Source organism: Pseudoalteromonas sp. 0802 (assembly GCF_013350085.1).
Taxonomy (GTDB): domain Bacteria; phylum Pseudomonadota; class Gammaproteobacteria; order Enterobacterales; family Alteromonadaceae; genus Pseudoalteromonas.
In genome coordinates, this window is record NZ_JABVXE010000002.1 from 620,502 (window position 1) to 641,030 (window position 20,529).

Sequence of the window (20,529 nt, forward strand, 5' to 3'; positions counted from 1 at the left end):
TGTTTTCCTTAAATCCTGATTACTTTTAATGTTGATATTGTTGATGTGTGTAACTGTGCACGCTGATATTTGCTTCAGCGCAGCCTAAATAAGAGTTGTGACCGAGTAGCAAATCGTTTTGCCCTAAGGCTTGCTCTGTTACTGCTTGATTAGCCACCTTAATTTGACAAATCCATTGCACATTACTAGGTAAATGAGTGCTTAACATGGCAGCCATTTTCTTGCCTTGTGAGTGCTGAGGATTAAGCGCTATCGCGGTATCAGAATCCACAGGACCAATCACTATGGTCAGTACGCTACCACTGACTAATACGCGCTCGCCAAGAACCGCTGACTCGCCTAACACCATCTGTTGATCTTGACCAAATGAACTTGGCGAGTCTATTTGTTGCCAATTTGCACGGGTGTCATCCACAGTCAGTTGCTCAACCTCTAGTGAGTGGCGAAGTAATTGCGCTAAACCCGCTGCACTGGTTTGTTTTAAACTGGCGATACCACACTGAACTTTTTGCTCAGTTTTGGTTGATAAGATGGCTTCGATTAAATGATCGAATTGCTCTGCACCACGGCCTTCAACATTGATGTGCGACTTTTTCCATGCTTGGAATAATTGGCAATAAAGTACATGGTTAAACATGTCTAAAAACTGTCTTACTCGACCACCACTTTCTTGATCACTGGCTGCCTGTTCGAGTAAATAATGTGGCATAGGTGCATCTACACCATACAAGCCTAAAAATGATGTCGATAAGCTTAATCGGCCACGACCAAGGTTATCTAATTCGCAGCTGCGAACATCCGTGGCAGGAAAGCCAAGTTCTTTATAAGGCTTAAAGATAACTCGCTCGCTAATCCCTTTTTCAAGCTCTGAAGGTGTTGCCCAATGTTTTTCAATTAGGCTCATCGCCTTAAACAAATTAAACTGCCAAGGAGCTGCAATCAGCTTTTCTATTGGTTCAGGTAACTTTGCCCAAACAGGGTGATTTATTGACTCGTGCATATTCATAACTGATAACTCTTGCCCGGTTCAATTTCCCAGCAGTGGGTTTTATAACTTGGAATCGCATTGACTCGGGTTTGCACGCTCTCGTTAATTGGCGCATACATTAAAAAGAATTGATGCAGCATATTGCAAAAGTGGTACAAGTCGGCATCACAAACAAATTTGCTTTCATCAATATCAATCAGTACATCAACACCTTTAATAAAAATGCCACGCTTAATTTGACTAATCGGTGTTGCGGTAATTTTTTGAATGCTATCAATACGTAATCGGTTTTCAGCTTTTTGTGACCAATCAAATAATACCAGTAAGCGTTTTAATTCGGTGACTTGTGTAATCTGTGAAAACTTCACATTTAATAGGCTTATTAACTGCCAATGCTTTGGTTGTTCAGGGCATGGCAAATAGTTAGTCGGGCGAATTACATTTTCTACATTGGCAATGCTTGGCATATCTGGGCCGCCAATGTTTAAATCGCCCTCTTGGAGTAACTGCCTTGGCCAACCAGCATTAAAAACGGTTAAATCAACCGATAAGGTTTCTTTTTCTTCTTCAAGGTTAAATGGCAGCTGTAAATAGTGGCACGGCGCAGCCCCGCCCACATCTTTCGTTAAAACGGTAAACAGTTTCTTTTCGTCTTCAAATACGCTTTGATATCTGGGGGTGTAATCATACGATTTGCCACTTAACGAGTTACGTCCTTTAACCTCATTAACGGTGTAACTGAAGATATGATCTGTTCTGTTTTGATCAGCGGTGATCATATAATCAGTGCGGTTTGACTCTATGCGTATTGGCTCTGCAGGTTGTGCAAACAAATTAATAGCTGGCACGCAATTGAGTAAAATATTATCGCGGCTTAATTGATGACCCGGCGGTAATTTACTACTGCCTCTAAACACTAGCTCAAATCGATCAATATGCTCAGGTAAGGTCAGATCTTTTAAACCATCAAAGCGCATAAAGTAAAAACGGTCTTTCGCGTTAAAGTAGTCTAACAGCAGCGCATAGCCCGGATGGCTTTGTTCTGCATGCGGTAATAAAGCGCCATCTATATCTAAATAAGTAGCACTACAACCTTTTACTTTTAACTTTTTATTATGTTCAAAATGCGAGGGGCCAAAATCAAGCTCTGTAAACTGCTCTGCTGTTTTTAAAAGCTTAAACAAAGAACTACATAAAGGCGTATCACCACGTAAGTAAAACTGTAAATTTGCAAGGTCGTAATTTTTGCGCTCACCTTGGCAAACAAAACGTAGGCCAATACGTAGCTCAGACCCTAAATGCGACTCTTGATAACGCACATGCTCAACATCAAGGGGACTAACTTGTAGGTCGTGCGTTGTTGTAAAGGTGATATGTTTTTTATCAACCACTGACTTATCAGCGCTTAGCGTCAGCCCTTTTTCAATAAGATGTGATTTTTGCATTGCCAGCTTAGGGCTAAACTTTACAACCGTGCTTGATGGGTAATAGCTCAATAATATAGGGCATAGCTGACGCAGCACTTGCTCTGAGACCTCAGGAACAGACTCATCTAAACGCTTTTGCGTATGCGCAGTTAAATAGGCAACACCTTCTAGTAGTCGTTCAATATGGGGGTCACGATCTTTTAGCGCATCGATATTTAACATGCCTGCGTGCTCAGGGTAATGCTGAGCAAACTGTTTGCCGGCTTGGGTTAATAAGCGCATTTGTGCATCAAAATACTGTTGCATTGAACTATCCTTTTACGCTGAATTAATCAAACTGCTTGGCATGCTCTGCCACATCGGCTTTACCACCCGACTCAAATCGGGTGTTAAGTTTGATACATTGTCCTGAGGTTAAAAATGCTTGTATATCAAGCCTAATCACGCAATTTTCTTCACGAATTTCCATAGGAATGACATTGGCATAGCGAACTCGTGGCTCGTATTTTTCTATCAATTTTTTAACTTCAAACGCCAAGGTGTGCTGTGAATACGGAAGGCCCTCGTAGATATCTTCGACATCAGGCAACCCATAATCGGCCAAATGTTTTAACACGCCACGACGCGCATTAAGTAATTCATTTAGATGTTTGCAGACACTGTTTTGCTCATCAGTTTGAAAACCTTGATGACCATTTCGTGTGACTGGTTGAGTTAAAAAATCGAATAACGCCATAAACTTACCTCTAAGAAAAGGATATGCTTTCGCATATCCTTTAATTTTGCTGACTTATCGACCTTCAGTCCAAGAGTCAGAGAACTCGATGTTGCCATCAAGGTAAGTCCACGTAATGCGCTTATAACGTAGGCTAACTGTTTCAAGGTGCGGGTAACGCTCCTTGTCTAAGTCTTTTACGTTATGCATTGTTGGTAAAATTGAGGTGATTTTTACATCTTCCAACTTGTGGCAGAAATATTCACGCTCGGTCCCTGTGTCATCAATACGGTACCATTTAAGCTCAAGTTGCTTAAGTGTTTGACCGTTTGAGCACGCTTTGTACAGGTAAGGTGTTGCTGCATCAACCGCTTTTGTAATAACAAAAGGTTCGTGCTTACGAGTACCTGTTAATTCGCCTGTGTCGTTATCTGTAGGAATGCGAAGTTCATGATCAAAGTGTAGGATCTCAATTGAACCTTCACGCTCTGCAACAGTTACAGAACCTTTGATGTCATTACCTTGGTCATCCTTTAACCACATATACGCTGGAATTGCCATTTCATTATTCTCCTTTTAGAATGAATTGTTTCCTGTTAAATGGCATAGGCATAAACAACCTTGTTTATGCCCCCCAAAAAGCCCGATGCTTCATGCCACTGGGGAACATGTCCCAAGTTGGCTGCAACCAACTTGGGGCCATTCTTTTACACCAACCAGCTACTCACCAAATTGACGTCTTTACACAGCCTGCTTAAATCCGTTTCATCGGCGGCTTGGCAGTTCATTTTTCGCCAGGCATTTGCCCAACAAGCGCAAGGCGAACATCAATACCTTCAACTTGGAAGTGCGGCACAATGTAAGTGCTCACGCGGTAATAACCTGGGTTACCTGGGATCTCAGATACCGTTACTTTTGCGTCTTTGAGTGGATGCGTTGCAATTAACGACTCATCTGGGTTATTCATCTTCGTTACTAACGCACCTAACCAATCGTTTAACTGCTGCTCTAGCTCATGACGAGGTTTGCTCGAACCAATATTTTCACGCTGCAATACTTTTAAGTAGTGAGCAATACGCGATACTAAGAAGATATAAGGTAAACGCGAGTTAATACGGGCGTTTGCAGTTGCTTCAGCTGTTTCAAGTACTTGCGGCTTCTGGGCACTATTTGCCGAGAAGAAACACGCAAAGTCAGAGTTTTTGTAATAGCTAAGAGGAATAAAGCCTTGGTTAGCAAACTCAAGCTCTTTGGTCTCTGAGATAAGCACTTCTGTAGGGATTTTAGTTTCAGAGCCTTTACCTGCTTCAAATGAGTGCAATGGTAGATTTTCAACTTTACCACCTGATTGCGGGCCACGAATATTCACAGACCAGCCATTATCATGGAAGCTACGAATAATGTTGGCAGCAAATGCAAATGTTGCATTACCCCATAAATAGCGCTCGTGGTGCTGACTGTTCACATCTTCTTGGTAGTTAAAGTTACGAATTGGGTTTGTTTCACCATACGGTAAACGTAGTAAGAAACGCGGGAAAGCAAGACCAATATAACGAGAGTCTTCTGACTCGCGGAAGTTTTTCCAGCGTAAGAATTCAGCACGCTCCATATAAGAGCCAATATCTTGAATTTTAGATACTTCGTCTAATGACTCTTTTAAGAAAAACTTAGGACCTACGCTGCCCATAAATGGACAATGCGCCGCTGCCGAAACGCGCGATATTTCTTGGAGTAGTGAAACGTCTGGCGCTGAGCAATCAAACTCAAAGTTAGACACCATAGTCGATACAGGTTCGCCACCAGGGGTATCATAATCTGATGTGTAAACATGCTTATATAACGCTGATTGTGTTGTATCTGGCGCTTCTTCAAAATCATCACGCAATGTTTCTTTATCAACATCGAGCATTTCAATTTTAATATTCGCGTTATTTGGCGTGCGGTTAATTAAATAACGCAGTGAACGCCACGCTGATTCTACTTTTTGAAAATCAGGGTGATGTAAAATTTGATCCAACTGCTGCGAAATAATGGTGTCTACTTTTGCAATATAATCATCAAGCAATAGCTTATCGATGCGAGTTACCGCTTCGCCACTGGTACCCGCCATATCTAAAAAGACATTAATAGCAGCGGTAAGACGCTCATTCGCACGTGTTTCTGCTAGATTACCTGCATCTCTAAATGTATCTAGTTTGATTTCATCGCCTACAGGGGCAATATCAACCATGTTACATAGGTTTTCATAAGTTGATAATGGCGCTTGCTCTACCGTGTGAGCAGCTACATTTAATTGTTCTTGCATTGACATAGCGGCGTCCTTATTCCGTCACAGGTTGTTTTTCATCTTCAGAAGCAAGCGGCGCTATTTCATCTAGCTTCGCTTTTAACTCATCAAGTTCTGGTTGGTTTTGTAAAACACGTTCCAACTCTTTTCTAAGTGATGAGTTATCAAGAAGGTTTGATTTTAAGTCACGTAATAAATTACGCATTGCCATCATTTTGTTTAATTCAGGCACCTGTGCAGCAACCTGCTCTGGATCGAACGATTTAAATGAATCAAACTGCAAATTAACATTGATATCACCGTCGCCTTTAATCTTATTTGCCACCTGAAAGTTCGCTTTTGGCGCGATATCTTTCAGCACTTGCTCAATGTTATTTTTATTGATCGTCACGCGTTCGCGCTCAGCAAGTTCTTGGCTATTCTGACCATTAGAATAGTCACCAATAACCAGCATTTTTAAAGGCAATTCGCTTTTTTGTGATGCCCCATCAGTATCAAGCTCTAACGATATGTTGATCCGAGCTCGTGGGATCTCTTTTTGAAATGTATCTGTCATGTTTCTTCCTTTGCAGTTTGTTTGTCTAACGACTAAATTCCAATTAGGCGTGTTACACCCACGCTATTGCTTGAGCCGGGTTTGTAACCATCATTCGCTGACTAATTTGCTTAGCAGCTAAACTCATGTCATCACTCTCTGTCTGAGACAAATTGGCATAACATTGCTTGGCGAAACGCCATACTTCCATGCAAAACTGTTGTTGCCACTTCGCTAATTGATAAGTTTCAATTTGCTCGAGTAATTCGGTTAAAATTGCCAATGCGTGCTCATAATGTTCTGCTTTAAGTAACAACTTAGCTTTAAGCAATTGACTTTGAGCTTGGTCGAATCCAGTTGGCGTACTTAATTGTGCAACCAAGCTAAGGGCTGCACTTAACTGCCCTTTTGCAACTTGCTCGCTTAAGGCTATGTAATGCTCGTCAAATGGATTTGCTTGCACTTGAGTTGTTTCATTTTGCGAAGCATGTGAATTGGCAATGTCTAATAACGCTTCTTTGTTCTGTGGGCTGCATAACCCCGAACCATCGTCATATTTTAAATTGGTTAATAACGGAAATTGACTGACTAAAGAGACTAGCTGTTGCTCTAACCACTGTACTAATTTTGCTTTATTTAGCTGTTTCAGCGCTGACAAAGTAAGCATTTGCAGATTCAAATTAAACTGCATAGCGCCTTCCATAAACAAACCCTCAGCAAGTAACAATGCTTGCTCTGCTTGTTCAGTTGCCAGTGCGTTTTCAATGGGGGCGAAGGCAGCCGCACGCGGTGCTGGCAGTCTTGTTTTGCCATTTTCATTGGTAGGTAACGCTAATCCAGACCAACGTGCTGCACGCGAGAGCTTTAACACCCGTTCAATGTTGTTTTGTTCTTTATCAAAATTAAGCAGCTCACGAATTGCGGCTAGGTAAGCACTATCGCTGGCAATGTCAGCCACTTTAGGTGCAGTGGTCACTGGTTTTGCCTGAACAACTTGTTGCGCTACGGGCTCAGTCGTTGGCTCGCTGACCACTTTTGTCTGGTGTGTTTCAGGCTCTGCTTTAACTTCTGGTTCTGGCTTAGCGACAGGATTGCGAATTACTTGCTCTTTTACCCACTCATTTAGAGTTGATAAAGGCCCTGAGTCAGCATCAAGTACAGGCACTGAAACCTGATTATATTCAGCTAACACAGTCTCTAATTCAGCCCATTGCTCAGGGCTCGATGATTGAGCTTGGGCAATTCCTTTTAAGCGTTCTTGCTGCTGTAAAAACCACGTGTTAACCGCACAACGCATACGTGCTTTTAAAGGATGAACCTGTTCACTAAACTGACTTAATAGTTGATTAAACAGTTTTAAAGAATGGGTTAAACCCACCACGCCAAACTCACTGGTCGCCGCAAGGCACAAGTAGCTCACTAAACGTAAATCTTTACTTTGGTTTTGCAAAAGATCGGTGGCTTGAATAAACATGACTTTAAAATCAACTTCGCCCACACCTGATGATGAAGCTTTAAGTGCTTTAAAGGTTTCTTCGTATTTTAGATCTTCACCACACGCAAGCCCCGAAAGTGGCTTACTAAGCTCTTCAAGCCACAGCTCCCAGCTGTTATGGGTATGCGGATTAACTACACTCATGCTTTGCACCACCTTCTGAGCGCATCGTAAACACTCACATTGTCCATATCAGCAAAATTAAGGCTGTATTCGCTCGGCACTTTGTCTAGTGACAGATTTACTAAATCAATAATGTCTTTTGACTTATCCTCAGCAAGCCACACTGAACCAAAATAAGATGCCGGTACAGGGCGGCAAAACACCGTTAGGCTAGGTTGCGAACTTTCATTTCCTAGCTGGTAAAAGAACCAAGGTTGCCAATTATGATCGGCAACGATCGAAGCAATTAAATGTAGCCAAAAACCTGCAACCAGGGCACTTTCGTGACTAAAGTGTGGCATGGGTAGACGAATACCAAATTGTGTACGTAGGCAACCTCTATTCGCAATCGACTTTAATACCGCTGAAAGCTCTTCAATTAAAACCGCTCGGTGATGAATGTCGTTGATCCCTAAATGCTGCCAAACCACACTCATCGGAATACTGCGTAATTTATCAAGCTCTTGATTTAGATTTGGCTGCTGCTTTAATGCATCAGCCACTTTACTATACGATTTAGCTTGCTCAGCCATCGCATCAATTGAATGTGCTTCAACGATGCGCTGATTAACCCCTAAAAGGTGCTCAATGACATGACTTGCATATAAAAATAGAAAAGCAGGGTGGCGTTTGTAAGTCTCAAGTCCGCTATGGATAAACGAACTAAACGGGTAAAAACGACCACTGCTATCAGTGCTTGGCTGTAAAACACCTAACAAACTACTGTCGTCACTATTACCAGATACAAAAAATAACGAAGAAACACCATTTAATGCAGTTGTTTTACCGCCAATAACACCTCGGTTTATATGCGCGAAACCTTCTTGCAACCAATGGTCTAGTGCTACTGATTCCCTAGAAGATATATTTAACTTTACAAAGTCAGGCCTAACAGGTGTTTTACCCATGTACCCGTAGGTAAACTGCTTAACCAGCGTTGGCGACTTTTTCTTGGTGAACAAATTAAACATACTTGCCCCTATTGAACCGAGGCTCTACTTGCTTGCGCAAGTTGTGGCTTAGGTGCAAACAACGAATTAGGCAATGCAAAAGAGGTCAACATGTACTTTGAAAAAATACCGCTATTGCGACCAGACTTTAATGAGAACTGGACTGTTAAACTTTGCTCTGATTTATCAACTAATTCCCAGGTAGCAAGAAACTCTGTACCCTTAATCCATTTCACATTTGCTTCGTTAAGTACTTTTAATAAAGCCCATGGACCATCTTGCTCAATAGTGACTCTTCGTCCGGCGTTATCTAAACCATACAAAATAGCTTTTTCTGCTGCGCCTCTTCCTGGCCATGAGAAATTACGCCACTCTTCCGGTTCATTTCTATAGCGATAACCTTGCTCAGAGAAACCTAAATACGTTTCGCGAATGCCTTTTTGTGGTACAGGCATCATTTGGAAGTTAAAACCAGCCGCGTCTGAGCCGTTCAGGAATAAAGAGCGTGTTACTTTATTTGCTTTTGTTAAACCGTCTAATAGCTCTTGATTAAAACCAATCCCCACACCGTTCCATTGCTTTTCTTCCCATACACCTCGGCGTACTTTCATAAATGGTTTAAGTTGGCTATTAATAAAGTTCCAAAGCACCCCAGTTTCACTATTTAAGAACTCAGAAACATCGGCAATAGCAGCATCAGGGCCAGTCAAATTGAATGGGTACTTGCCAGCAATGCTGTTGCTATACATGGTATAAACTTGGTTTTCCCACTCTTCATTTAACTGGCTACGTGCTTTTGCCATGATACTTGCAATACCTGACTGCAATGGTGCTTTAAATAGCACGTCAAGCGTGTCTTTTGTTTCTGGGTCTAGCGCTCGAGTTTGGCTTTCTATAATGATCCAAGACGATTGCAATGCATTATCTTGGCTATTTCCAGACAATAAGTCTTGTACAAACACCATTGCTTGAGCATCATCTTCATTGCTAGCAGCCATCGCTTTTATATCTGAGTGAATGCTGCTCAAAGAACTAATGTACTGACTCATATAATCAGACATCTGCTTATCTTCATCATGCTGCGAGAAGCGACGCAAGTCAGCAAAACGCGTTTCAAGTTCAGGGGCTCTAACAGTACTAACTTGAGAAAAGTCAGGGCGCTCTGCAACTTGTTTTGCTAACTTTCCTTTGGCCACTTTTTTAGCCGCCGTATCTGTTGCACCAGAAAGAATGGTCGCTATTTTGTCGTTGTTTGCACTAACCGCAGATGGTTTATCTGCAACAACGATGTTGTCATTCACCAACGTCATCAGATCAATGAGTGGTCCATCAGTAGACGAAAGGCGAGCAAAATTAATACTGGCATCATTTAAATCTCTAAAAGTAGGCACTTTTATACTGTTCAAAAACGCAAACCATGTATTGCCATAGTCTGTAAAGTAATAACTACGCATTGCTTTTGCCAGTGCATCAGCTTGGGCTTCATCAACGGCATTTTGACCGCTTTCATTACTTGTGCCCATTACCCAATCACCAGAGAATACCAGTCGAGAAATACGTTTAATTTCTGGATAAACATATTCTTGCCAACCTGCATTGGTATACACATAAGGAATACTAAAGTTGCTTTTCAGTACATCGCGATTTTTCGCAGCCATAAACTGTTTAAGCTGAATCGCTTTTTTACGCTCAGCAAAGCTACTAATAATTTGTTGATATAGAGGTTCGGCTTCTGGTTGTGTGTTCAGGCTATTTCTTGCATTCAGTACAGCCGTTTCATTATTTTGCCAAAATAAAATTTCACCTGGGTTTTCTAGATCTGTGCTTATGTTCGCTAAATATAAATCAACTAAATCGTTTAATTGTGAGGTGATCGGTGAGTCAGCTTGAGCATCAATCTCAATGTTAAAGTGCTGGCTAATAAAACTAAGTAGCTGCTGCTTGGCAAACTCATTGTCTTTGTGTTCAGGGTGAGCACTTAACATCAGATGTAATTTCAAAGCATCGTAATATGCCTGACGACTTGCTGCGCGAGCATCGGCATCATCTGCTGACCAAATAGCTTCAAACTCTTTCAGCTGCGCAAGCGTTTGTTTTTCTGCAGGAAGGGTGATCAACTGATTTAATTGATTAAACAAAACCTGCGAAACACTAGTTAGAGTTTCGTCACCCTCGTAAATGCCAAAAATGAAATACCATGGCAACTGCTTTTCATAATTATTAAGCGATTGATAATGTTCAAATAAATCAAGTGTGGCTGCAAGTTTTTGCTCGTCTTTAGCTTTATTTACATTCGCTTCTACAATCGCTTTAACACGGGCTTCACCTTGATTCAACAACAACTGGTTACTTGTATATGAAGTAATGAGTAATGCTGTCACGGCGGCAATACTTGCCAAACCTGAAGTCACTGTTAAACCTTTTAACCAGCGGCCAACCAAGCGCTTTTTGCGGTTACCACGAGTTAGGTCTTGCAACTTGAAAATCACATCATTAAAAACACGATTGATAAAGTAGCTTTGCGTAATGCTTTCTTGTTTTTGCTCAACAACGACAGCACCAAATTGATCCCTTACCCCATTCGTAATACGTTCAATTGGTGTGCCCTCTTGCGTGCCAGAGGTAAAATATACACCAGCAAACCAAGGAACCTCTTGATACGGATTGGCTTTAAATAACAAGTTTACAAACTCAGTCAACTTTGTTGATGCTGACTTAAATTGATTCGGGAAATCTAAAATTAACTGCTTACGGTGTTCATTACGTTCGCGAGCAACCTTGCTCAAACGTTGCTCACAAAGGCGTTGGTATAACTCCTCCATGCGCACTTCAAACATTTCAGCCGGATCATTTTGTTGATCTTCACTAATATCTAGTAAATAAGCACCAAACACTTGCTCACGTTCTTTTTCTGTTAAGTCATTAAAAAATGGCTCAAAGCCGCTGATCAAGTCTGTTTTAGTAAAGGTTATATAAACCGGGAAGATCACCCCAAGTTGAGTAATAAGCTCTTCAATACGCTCACGAACTAATTTTACGTGTTGACGAATTTCTTCACTATCTGAGGTTAAAACATCTGCAACACTAATCGCGACCATCACACCATTAATAGGCAATTTAGGACGATATTTTTTGAGCAAGCTTAAAAAAGATAACCACTCTTTGTTTTCAGATTGCTCTGTTGTGTAACGCCCTGCGGTATCGATCAGAATTGCTTGATCTGAAAACCACCAGTCACAGTTACGCGTGCCACCAAAACCTTGGATGTGCAGTTCATTTGAATTTGAGTATGGAAAATGCAAGCCAGAGTTAGCAAATAATGTACTCTTCCCAGTGGCTGAAGGACCAATGATCATATACCAAGGTAGTGCATACAAAGCTGTATTACCACGGTATCCTGCGCCAAGATGGGAAGCTTTTAACGAGCTTAATGCTTCTTGCATCTTTTCTTTTATTTCATCAAGTTCAGCACTTGAACCCGCATTATGGCTCGCAAGTTCAGAGGCTAGCTTATCGCCCGAACGCTTTGTCCATAACCAACGGATAAAAATAAAAACGATAAAAACTGCTGTTACCGCAGCCATCGCGATAAGCTTTTTATCTGTCGTGTCTAAACCAACGATTCGACCAGCAAACCAAATAATACTGAGCACAGCAATTAAGCCAATTAACTGCCCTGTTGCTCTTGATGACACTAAGCCCAGTAAAAAGTGCACTAGGCCGCTTTTGTTCACTCTTCCTTGCATTACTTTTCCTATCGAGTCTCGTTGGTTTTACTTAATTGCGTAAGTACTTCTACTTGATTATCTATACGTTGGCTGCTCTGAGTTGCTTGCTTGTTAATAACAAAATGAAAACCAGCAAAAAGCGAAACAATCGATGCCAAGCAAATTGATAAAATCACCCAATAAGGAATGTTTCGGCCTACCTTCATTGCAAACCCTTCAAGTGGCGCGCCATTATCAGATAGTTGCCCTCGTGGAGTACCGCGTACATCTTCTATTTGCGCACGTACATCAACAATTAAGGCTTTAAGTTGCTCAATTCCTTTCACTTTGTAGATACCCTCAAAGCCAAGTTGCAAACAAATGTAATACACTTCTAATGCTGCAAACTTTGGCTCACCTCCGGTACGAAGTTTTGCTAATCGCTCAAAAAACTCTTCACCCGCTCGATTATTACCAAAAAATTCAAGCTGTAAGGGTCTCGACATCCAATCCATTCGAAAATGCGCGCCAGAGCTCATTACAAATTCATCACACATTGCAGTCAGGGCAAACTTAACTTCCTGCATAACACTGGTTGTTACTTGCTGGGTATAACAATTACGTTCAAACTCATCAAAACTCGTAAGTAACTGCTCTCGAAAATCGTTTAGTTCAAGATCTGTCGATTGCTTTAACTTTAAAGGCGCAAGCGCGTTTATCACTGGCGCAATACAGGCGATTAAATCAAGTTCGTTTTTTGCTTCTTGCATTGTCTTGCGTCCTAATTTCTTGCCACTGTAACGATTTCGACTTGCGCCGCTTGTAAGCCAAATGGAATAAATAAACTAAGCGATTGCTCTTCGATAATTTGCTGCCAAATAAAACCATGAGCCTCTAAACGAAAGTATTCATAGCCACTTTTGATAGCTAGTTTATTAGGTGGTCGCTGACAATGTGTTAACTGCACGCCCGCAAGAGCCGATGCAATCATAATTTCGAGCTTTTCAGTGGCGCCAACTTTGACTTGATCACTAAACGTATCAATCCACTTGGTATCTTCAGATTCAAAGTAAACGGCCAAGTAGAAGTCGTTATTATCAAAAATGGCTGAATCAATGGTGGCAACCTGATAAATGGCGTTCGATACTTTCTCAAGTTTAAGACCTGCCATTTTCTTAGGAACAACACCCTCAAGTAATTTACTCAATAAAATATCTAAGGTGCCGAAGACATGAGTCAATTGCTTATGCTGATAAGGCGGGATTTGACTCACTAAATCACTGTGCTCGAACATCGACACAGAGCTAATTAAGTCAACAAGCTCGCAATATAATCGCTCTGGATGAACAAGTTGCAAGCTTTTTAAATGGTCTAAGCGTTTTGCTGATGGTGCCATTGCATTTAACAGCAAAAAGCTGTTCATTTCGTTAGGTCCAAAATCAGTAACTGAACCAAAGTTCTTTCTGCGACCAAGCAACACGTTCACTTTTGCATTTACCAAGTTCGCCGTTCTATTAAGCAACTCGGTTAAATAAAACGAGGCCTGTATCGTTAATAATGGCGGCACAAACTCTTTGCTGACTTTAAACGAGCCGTCTTCAGCGCGCATAATTTTGATACAAGCAAGCGTATCAAAATACGTTTTTACATCATTATCTGTCAGCAAAATATAGTTAGGTTGTGCAATTAGCACTTCACGGTTTCTTGCTGCATCGTGGTGATCACTAAACTCAATGTAATCTGCTTGATAGGCACTGAGTTGGCCACTAGTTGCATAACCTTCAATGTCGCTGACAACTTTATTTGCAGCAATCGCTAAATACACAGTGACTTCATCTGTATCGGCAGCTAATTCAAGCTTTAGTTCTTCGTGATGTTGACGATCAAACTCAAGTAAACGCCCATTTTCAAGAATCGCTTTAAAGCTGATCACCTTTAAAATACCGCGAGCGAGTGCTGATTCATCAATAGTGAGGTGGTGCAAACCAAAGGCCAATGGCGAAATCAAGCCTTGTCTAACAATCTGATTTTGCTCATGGTAGTCATCAAATAACTGAAAATGCTGCTGTGCTAGCAACACGCCTTCAGCCCATACAGGTTTCATTGGCCCTCTAATGTTCATTACTCAGCCTCGTCTTCATCTGGTAATTGAACTTCGTTGTTTGTAATCAATACATCTAACGATGTAGATAATTTAACGGGCCCGTCACCGAGCGGGTAGAACGTTTTCCATTTATCACCTTGGCGATCTCTAAAAAGGGCGACAATGGCAACAAAACGCGCATTTTCTGCTTGTTCAAATTCTATTTTTGTTTTCTCAGCGGGGTTAATTGTTTTTTCTTCTACGGTGATCAACGTATTTGACAGAACTGACTTATCTGATTTCCACAAATCTTCAAACGTAGCTGTTTTAAAGCTCTGTATATCCGAAAGTTGATACACTCTGAGTACCACAGGCAAAGCTTCATCAAATTGGTTCAAATTAAGATTATCTGTCGCAGTGATATCTAGCTCTACATTTGTACTCATACATGCTGTTAAAGACATAAACAAAGTAATTAGCACTGCCTTTTTAATTGCAAAACGCATTCAAAACCCCATTGATTTATTAGATTAATTAATTTTTACAAAGAACTTCTTCGTAAACAGGACAGATTACTCGATTAAATCGCATTGATGCGCAATCGGACCATTTATGACTATTGAATATTTTAGGAAAAATACCTGAACGTTTATTTTCTTGATTATCAACAGCCAGAGACTTAATAACCACATCATCTACAGAAGATATTATTTTTGTATTTAGTACAATCAACTCATCAATATAAGCACTAATATCTTCTTTAATTAAAATGATTTTACCTTCATTTTTAGGTGGACTATTCAGGAAAAAGAAAAACTGATCGATCACCGACGCTGAAAACACTCGATGTGCTGGAATACCGGTCTGATCAAGTAAGGAAGAGATACTTTTAGTAAGAGACCAAGCCAAAAAATAAAAGTTATTGACTTGATTTATAAATAATTTTTTATCCATAAAATCATCCTTGATTAACCAAAAAAAGTACAAAGCCATGTCATACTTTTGGTACGTTAGTCCTTAAAACGGGGGCATAATACAAACATCCTTTCAAAAAAGTCAACTCAATACAGCTCAAAAATAAAACTAATTTCGAATTAATATAAAAACTAATAAAAACGTATTAATTGGCATTTAATGGCATTATGAACAAAATTATGACGTAATTATTACGATTACAATTATTCTATTGAACATTGATTAATAAATGTGTATTTTCCCCTTTCTTGCTACAGGAATTAGTTAAAAAAGGACAAGGATGTGTCTAATTCTCGACTATTAATTGATGTAAATAACATAACCCTAAATGTCACTCAGGTAGATGGGATTGAACAATTAAATCAAGGGTTTGAGTTTATTCTCATTGGTGAATCCAGCCAGCAAATTCTATTAGAGCATCTGCTTTTACAAAGCGCATTAATTACATTCGTTAATAAAGATAATTTTTTTCGCCACCTAGCAGGGATCATTTTTGAGTGTGACAATTTAGGTACATTCAAAGGTAAATATCGATATAAAATAATTATTAAAGATAGATTGAGCACATTAAAAAACATTACAAACAGTAAGGTTTTTATTGGCGTTAATTTAAAAGATGTTATTTTTTATTTAGCAGGCCAAGCTGGCTATTCACCAGGGCAAATTGATTTTCGTGTCGGCTCGTCATTGCCAGCGCTTCCACAGTGTGTGCAAGCAATGGAAACCAACTGGCACTTTCTACAACGCATACTAACCCAATTTGGCTTGTTTATTTGGTTTGAAACAAAAAATAACATTGAACTGTTAGTGATCAGTGATAGTAACTTAAACAGCCCATATTTGCAGCGCGGTGTTGTATCAGTCAAAAACTCGGCCGGTATGAATAACGATGAAAATACCGCTTATGTTGGCTTTTTTAACAGCCAAGTACATCACTCTATTTACAATGATCGCACTGACTGCGTGGCCCATGGACAATATTTAAAGGTCGCAAGTAACAGTCAATCTTACTTTGAACCATGCGCATCAACACCCAGTGCCGCCTCATTACAAGCGCAAGATTTCAGTAACGCGTTAGCCTCTCTTAATAAAACAACGCAACTAGTGGGTAATGTATGTGATTTATTTGCGGGTAGCTCAGTTGCAATTGACGATCAAACCGGCACGGGCAGTAGTGCTGATTTACTGTGTGTTAGCGTGTATCACAGCAGTGAACAACCTAATGACGAAAATAGTCACCAAGGTTTAACACGCTATAGTTGTAAAGCCCAATTTATCGAACGTGGTACGCCTTTTAAAGCCAAACCTTTGCCACATCAACCCAAACCTATGGTATTTCCGGCTAAGGTAGAGTCTTTAACGACTTCTAGTTTCATTGATGATTTAGGTTGCTACCGTGTGCGAACTGATTTTGACACAACAGCAAGGCCAATTGCGCAATCAAGCCAAGCAATTCAGCAACTTGCTTTATACGCATGTCAAAACCAACCTCAGGCCACTGGCTGGCACTTCCCCCTTGTTGGTGGTTCTGAGGTACTTATTGGCTGTATAAATAACGACCCTAACAACACGTTTTTAATGGGTTTTGCGATGAATGAATCGCAGCCAAGTGTTGTCACCGCTGCAAATAATACGCAAAACAGGCTGGTCAGTGCGGCGCAAAACGAGCTGCAGTTTGATGATGACAAGCAAGCACCTAAAATCATTTTACAAACCTTAGCCAGTGAGCACTATCTTGAGCTCAATGCCAAAAAATCAGGCCGCCAATTTATAGAATGGATAAGCCAGCTCGGCACCATTAACTTACATGCAGGTAAAGACCTCTGCCTAACAACTGAGAACGACAACATTCAGTTTGTGATTAAAAATAATCAGTTTATTGATGTTAAAAACAATGTTTCGCTCAGCACTCAAAACCGCGATATCAACATGCAAAGTGCAGGTAGCCAAGCATGGCAAGGAAAAAACACCCTCATTGAATCTCGTCAAGCACTGTCGATGGTCAGTGGTCGCACAGTTAAAGCCTTTGCGCAAAGCGATATTCAGCTTAAAACCAACTCAAGTGACTTAACTATTTCGGCCCCCAATGGCTCAACATTTTTGCAAACTAACCAGTCAATCGCGATTACAGGCTCAGGCCGTGGTGATTTAATCCTACATAACGAAGGCGGCGAAATTAAACTCGACAGTCAAGGAAATGTTGAGATTATTGCCACCGATGTACTCACCCTCGATGGCACATTTATAAATTTTGATGGCCCCGTTGATTACGATATTGAAAGCCCAAGTACAGCGCGTGCACCTAGGACTATATCCTCTGCAAATGTGCCAGCCGTTACTAATTTCGATATTTCTGATTCAGGAGTTGCAACACGCCAAGATAAAGTCATTGAACTTGCTTACTTTTACAGTGATGGCCTTCCGGTTGAAGATATTGCTTTTCAAATTCAGCACTCAAACAACACTTTATACGAAGGAACATTGAGTAACGGCTTAGCGACCATAGATAATGTAGCCCCAGGTAACGTCATTATTGAATTTATTGGTGCGACTGAAGATGATGTGAACACCCTTAGAAAAGAGCTAAAGACCAATTTAACTGCGATGGTGAAAGAAATTCGCAGTCAAGCCAAAATCCAAGAAGATTTAATTGCTCAAGAAAATATAGCTATGCAGGGATTAATCTACACAGGCGCATTCATAACTGGTCTATATGAACAAGGTGCAAGTATTGTTACTGGTACAGCGGATTTAGTTGAATGGGTAGGTGAAAGTATCTTCGACATAGGGGCCGCATGTTGGCGGTTACTCGAACATTTAGTTCAAGGTGATATAGAAGCTTTACGACAAGAAATAGAGTTAATATTAGAAAATACGACCGAGGGGTTTGAAGCCGTTGCTGATGGCTTTAAAACACTGATTATGATTGCGCAAGATGAACAAGCGCGTACATTAATTGCAAATTTCCCTTACGACTATTTTGATGCCCATTCTAGCGTTGAGAAAACCAGAATGGCAGGTCAACTTGCTTTTGAAATCATTTTTGCATTATTAACCTTTGGAGCAGGTGTTGCTGTTTCAGCTATTTCAAAATCAAGGTATTTTGTAAAAGCAGCACAAGCAATTCAAAAATTAGCTGAAGCTATTAAATTAAAACGATTAAACTACTCTCGTAAAGGTAATACTGAGCAACACCAAGTCGACCGAATAGAGAAACTTGATGATGAACTCACCATCGGCAAAAAGCGAAGCCGTCCAGAGCCTAAGTCATTAAAAGAAGCTCAGCTAAGACTCGAAGTCGCAAGACAAAACCTTCTAAAACATGGCTATGTGGCTAAATACACAGATGAAGAGTTAACTGCTTTAGCAAAAAGTGGGGCTGTAATAAGTGAACGATTTCATGTGCGCTTCATGGAATCATCATATTTAGAGTATGACGGTAAGCCAGGATTGTTAGGAGCGCCTTTTAGAGGTGAGACGGGCTTTGGTGCAAAGTATTGGTCAACTACATTTGACCAATTAGAAAATGCAGATTCCGATCCAGAAATAATCAGTAAAGTTTTGGGGCTTGATTATGACCAAAATAAAAATTACTCACTTATTATTATAGATACACAAAAGACACATGCACTAGCAGATACCAAAAGCATTGTGCCTACGTATGAAAACCTCAATAATTTTGCGCGAGATGAGTTATCTGAAAAATTCACGACTGAACAATTAGATACGCTGCTTACCTCCGAATTTCAAACTAGATACAATGAATTGTTTACTGATGCACTCAACTCTGGCCTTATGGAGGCTGAATGGGATACTGAGGGAGCCCTAAAATACTTTTCAAATTTAAAATTAACTCAAAGCGAATTTGAACTATTAGAAAAAAGACTTGAAATGCAGCAAGTTATTGGCAATAACCAATATTATTTAGGTAATGGTTTAACTAAAAATTTATTAGATGGTACAGACTATGGCGCTGTTGAAACATTTAATTTTGAGAGAAAGCTGATCAACTTAGAACAGTTTGGTGATGCTATCACAATCACACCTGTTACCACTCCCATTAAAGGAGGCATTTAAATGACTAAACAATTTTTCCCCTCACTAAAAGAAATAAAAGACCCAGAGAATCCACCAAAAGGGATAAAACATCTAATTACAATTGAAGATTCATTAAATTATCCTGGCCGTTATCACTCCTTTTACAATCAAAACGGATACTTATCAGTTATCCTTCATTGGATGATTTCACCAAAAGGTCAAGCCCCGTTTTTAGCTACTAGGCAATTTGATGCACCACTGTCAATTTTACCTTGGTTTGTTAAAAAATTTGAGTTTTTCACCAAAATGCCCAACGCAGGTGGATTACCTCATGGCACAATAAGTACTGATGACCTCGTGGAAGGTGAAGATATCGGTATTACAAGACTAATAGGGAGGCTAAATGAACGAGGCGATCAAGGATATAGCCTATCAAACTATTCACGGAAAGACCATGAGACAACAAATTATCAAATATTGAATATCTCTGATAGCTATTTCTTTCATGGTGGATTTTTTGACACATGGAAAGAGCTTGCCAATAAATACGAAAACGGCACTTTATAGCAACAACGCTAAGGACAGCACATGATAACCAACTCACAAATACCACAGCAACTAGGTCAATATCTCTATCAACAAATTAACGATGACTGGTCGAAAGCGATGTTAATTTTAGATTGCCAGCACGATGAGGTCATTACATGCCAGGCCTTTTATGAAAATGAGGCGATGAAACTCAGCACCCTATTGCTGTTTCTGTCCATATTATTGATTTATTTAAAACACTGTTTGAATCTGCAATACAAAATCAACCAGAAAATTGGCAACGTGCGATTTTTAATCTCAGCCGACGGGGAAAGTTTAATATCACCTTTGAGCAAGAAGATAGTACTGAAGAAAGTACGCCCTCTTAATTTTAACTAGCAATCTAAACAAAAATGCACCGCTCTTTAACAACATGGATGTCGGCAGCAAAGCATGAACTTATACCCTGCTTTGCTGCCTTTAAATCTTAGGCCAACACTGCTGAGCACTATCTTGAGCTCAATGCAAAAAAATCAGGCCGCCAATTTATAGAATGGACGCGCTAGTACTCTTTCACATATATTTTGATCAGTTGCCCCTACTTAAATTCAGGTAATTGATCTTTTTCAATCAATAATT

16 protein-coding genes are annotated in these 20,529 nt (G+C 40.3%); 3 read left to right on the top strand and 13 right to left on the bottom strand.

The genetic code is table 11. The annotated features are described in order from the left end of the window. Positions 1-25 precede the first annotated feature (25 nt). The 13 genes from tssG to HUS61_RS07610 form a co-directional block, all read right to left on the bottom strand. Positions 26-1,006, bottom strand: a complete 981-nt coding sequence (gene tssG / locus HUS61_RS07550) for a type VI secretion system baseplate subunit TssG (RefSeq protein ID WP_175081701.1) — start codon at positions 1,004-1,006, stop codon at positions 26-28. Then, positions 1,003-2,721: a type VI secretion system baseplate subunit TssF gene (gene tssF, locus HUS61_RS07555; protein ID WP_055197340.1), complete on the bottom strand. Its 1,719-nt coding sequence runs from the start codon at positions 2,719-2,721 to the stop codon at positions 1,003-1,005. The genes tssG and tssF overlap by 4 nt, the downstream gene beginning before the upstream one ends. A gap of 22 nt (positions 2,722-2,743) precedes the next feature. Next, positions 2,744-3,151 carry a type VI secretion system baseplate subunit TssE gene (tssE, locus tag HUS61_RS07560; protein WP_054554066.1) on the bottom strand — a complete coding sequence of 136 codons (408 nt, stop codon included), beginning with the start codon at positions 3,149-3,151 and terminating at the stop codon, positions 2,744-2,746. A gap of 54 nt (positions 3,152-3,205) precedes the next feature. Further along, the gene (locus HUS61_RS07565; RefSeq protein WP_054554067.1) at positions 3,206-3,691 is read right to left on the bottom strand and encodes an Hcp family type VI secretion system effector; all 486 of its coding nucleotides are present in this window, start codon (positions 3,689-3,691) and stop codon (positions 3,206-3,208) included. Between the two features lie 223 nt (positions 3,692-3,914). Further along, positions 3,915-5,441, bottom strand: coding sequence for a type VI secretion system contractile sheath large subunit (gene tssC, locus HUS61_RS07570; RefSeq protein WP_063704429.1), 1,527 nt, complete (start codon positions 5,439-5,441; stop codon positions 3,915-3,917). 10 nt (positions 5,442-5,451) lie between these two features. Next, positions 5,452-5,973, bottom strand: a complete 522-nt coding sequence (gene tssB, locus HUS61_RS07575) for a type VI secretion system contractile sheath small subunit (RefSeq protein ID WP_054554071.1) — start codon at positions 5,971-5,973, stop codon at positions 5,452-5,454. Between the two features lie 52 nt (positions 5,974-6,025). Continuing rightward, positions 6,026-7,591, bottom strand: a complete 1,566-nt coding sequence (locus tag HUS61_RS07580; RefSeq protein WP_175081702.1) for a TssA family type VI secretion system protein — start codon at positions 7,589-7,591, stop codon at positions 6,026-6,028. Continuing rightward, positions 7,588-8,580: a type VI secretion system-associated protein TagF gene (gene tagF, locus HUS61_RS07585; protein ID WP_055197346.1), complete on the bottom strand. Its 993-nt coding sequence runs from the start codon at positions 8,578-8,580 to the stop codon at positions 7,588-7,590. Before tagF ends, HUS61_RS07580 begins: the two co-directional genes overlap by 4 nt. An 8-nt stretch (positions 8,581-8,588) precedes the next feature. Beyond that, positions 8,589-12,305 carry a type VI secretion system membrane subunit TssM gene (gene tssM, locus HUS61_RS07590; protein WP_175081703.1) on the bottom strand — a complete coding sequence of 1,239 codons (3,717 nt, stop codon included), beginning with the start codon at positions 12,303-12,305 and terminating at the stop codon, positions 8,589-8,591. Positions 12,306-12,313: 8 nt separating this feature from the next. After that, positions 12,314-13,036 (bottom strand): type IVB secretion system protein IcmH/DotU, encoded by a 723-nt coding sequence (icmH, locus tag HUS61_RS07595; RefSeq protein WP_054554075.1) that lies wholly within the window; start codon positions 13,034-13,036, stop codon positions 12,314-12,316. Positions 13,037-13,047: 11 nt separating this feature from the next. Further along, the gene (gene tssK / locus HUS61_RS07600) at positions 13,048-14,370 is read right to left on the bottom strand and encodes a type VI secretion system baseplate subunit TssK (RefSeq protein ID WP_258535952.1); all 1,323 of its coding nucleotides are present in this window, start codon (positions 14,368-14,370) and stop codon (positions 13,048-13,050) included. 17 nt (positions 14,371-14,387) lie between these two features. After that, positions 14,388-14,855 (bottom strand): type VI secretion system lipoprotein TssJ, encoded by a 468-nt coding sequence (gene tssJ / locus HUS61_RS07605; protein WP_082389302.1) that lies wholly within the window; start codon positions 14,853-14,855, stop codon positions 14,388-14,390. Between the two features lie 28 nt (positions 14,856-14,883). Continuing rightward, positions 14,884-15,303 (bottom strand): hypothetical protein, encoded by a 420-nt coding sequence (locus HUS61_RS07610; protein ID WP_175081705.1) that lies wholly within the window; start codon positions 15,301-15,303, stop codon positions 14,884-14,886. 303 nt (positions 15,304-15,606) lie between these two features. Here HUS61_RS07610 and HUS61_RS07615 point away from each other — a divergent pair, with 303 nt between their 5' ends. The 3 genes from HUS61_RS07615 to HUS61_RS21785 all read left to right on the top strand — a co-directional run bounded on the left by HUS61_RS07615 (position 15,607) and on the right by HUS61_RS21785 (position 20,279). Further along, positions 15,607-19,401, top strand: a complete 3,795-nt coding sequence (locus HUS61_RS07615) for a type VI secretion system Vgr family protein (RefSeq protein WP_175081706.1) — start codon at positions 15,607-15,609, stop codon at positions 19,399-19,401. Then, positions 19,402-19,929: a hypothetical protein gene (locus tag HUS61_RS07620; RefSeq protein ID WP_105173656.1), complete on the top strand. Its 528-nt coding sequence runs from the start codon at positions 19,402-19,404 to the stop codon at positions 19,927-19,929. A 236-nt stretch (positions 19,930-20,165) separates the two neighbouring features. Continuing rightward, the gene (locus HUS61_RS21785) at positions 20,166-20,279 is read left to right on the top strand and encodes a hypothetical protein (protein WP_308418547.1); all 114 of its coding nucleotides are present in this window, start codon (positions 20,166-20,168) and stop codon (positions 20,277-20,279) included. Positions 20,280-20,529 lie beyond the last annotated feature (250 nt).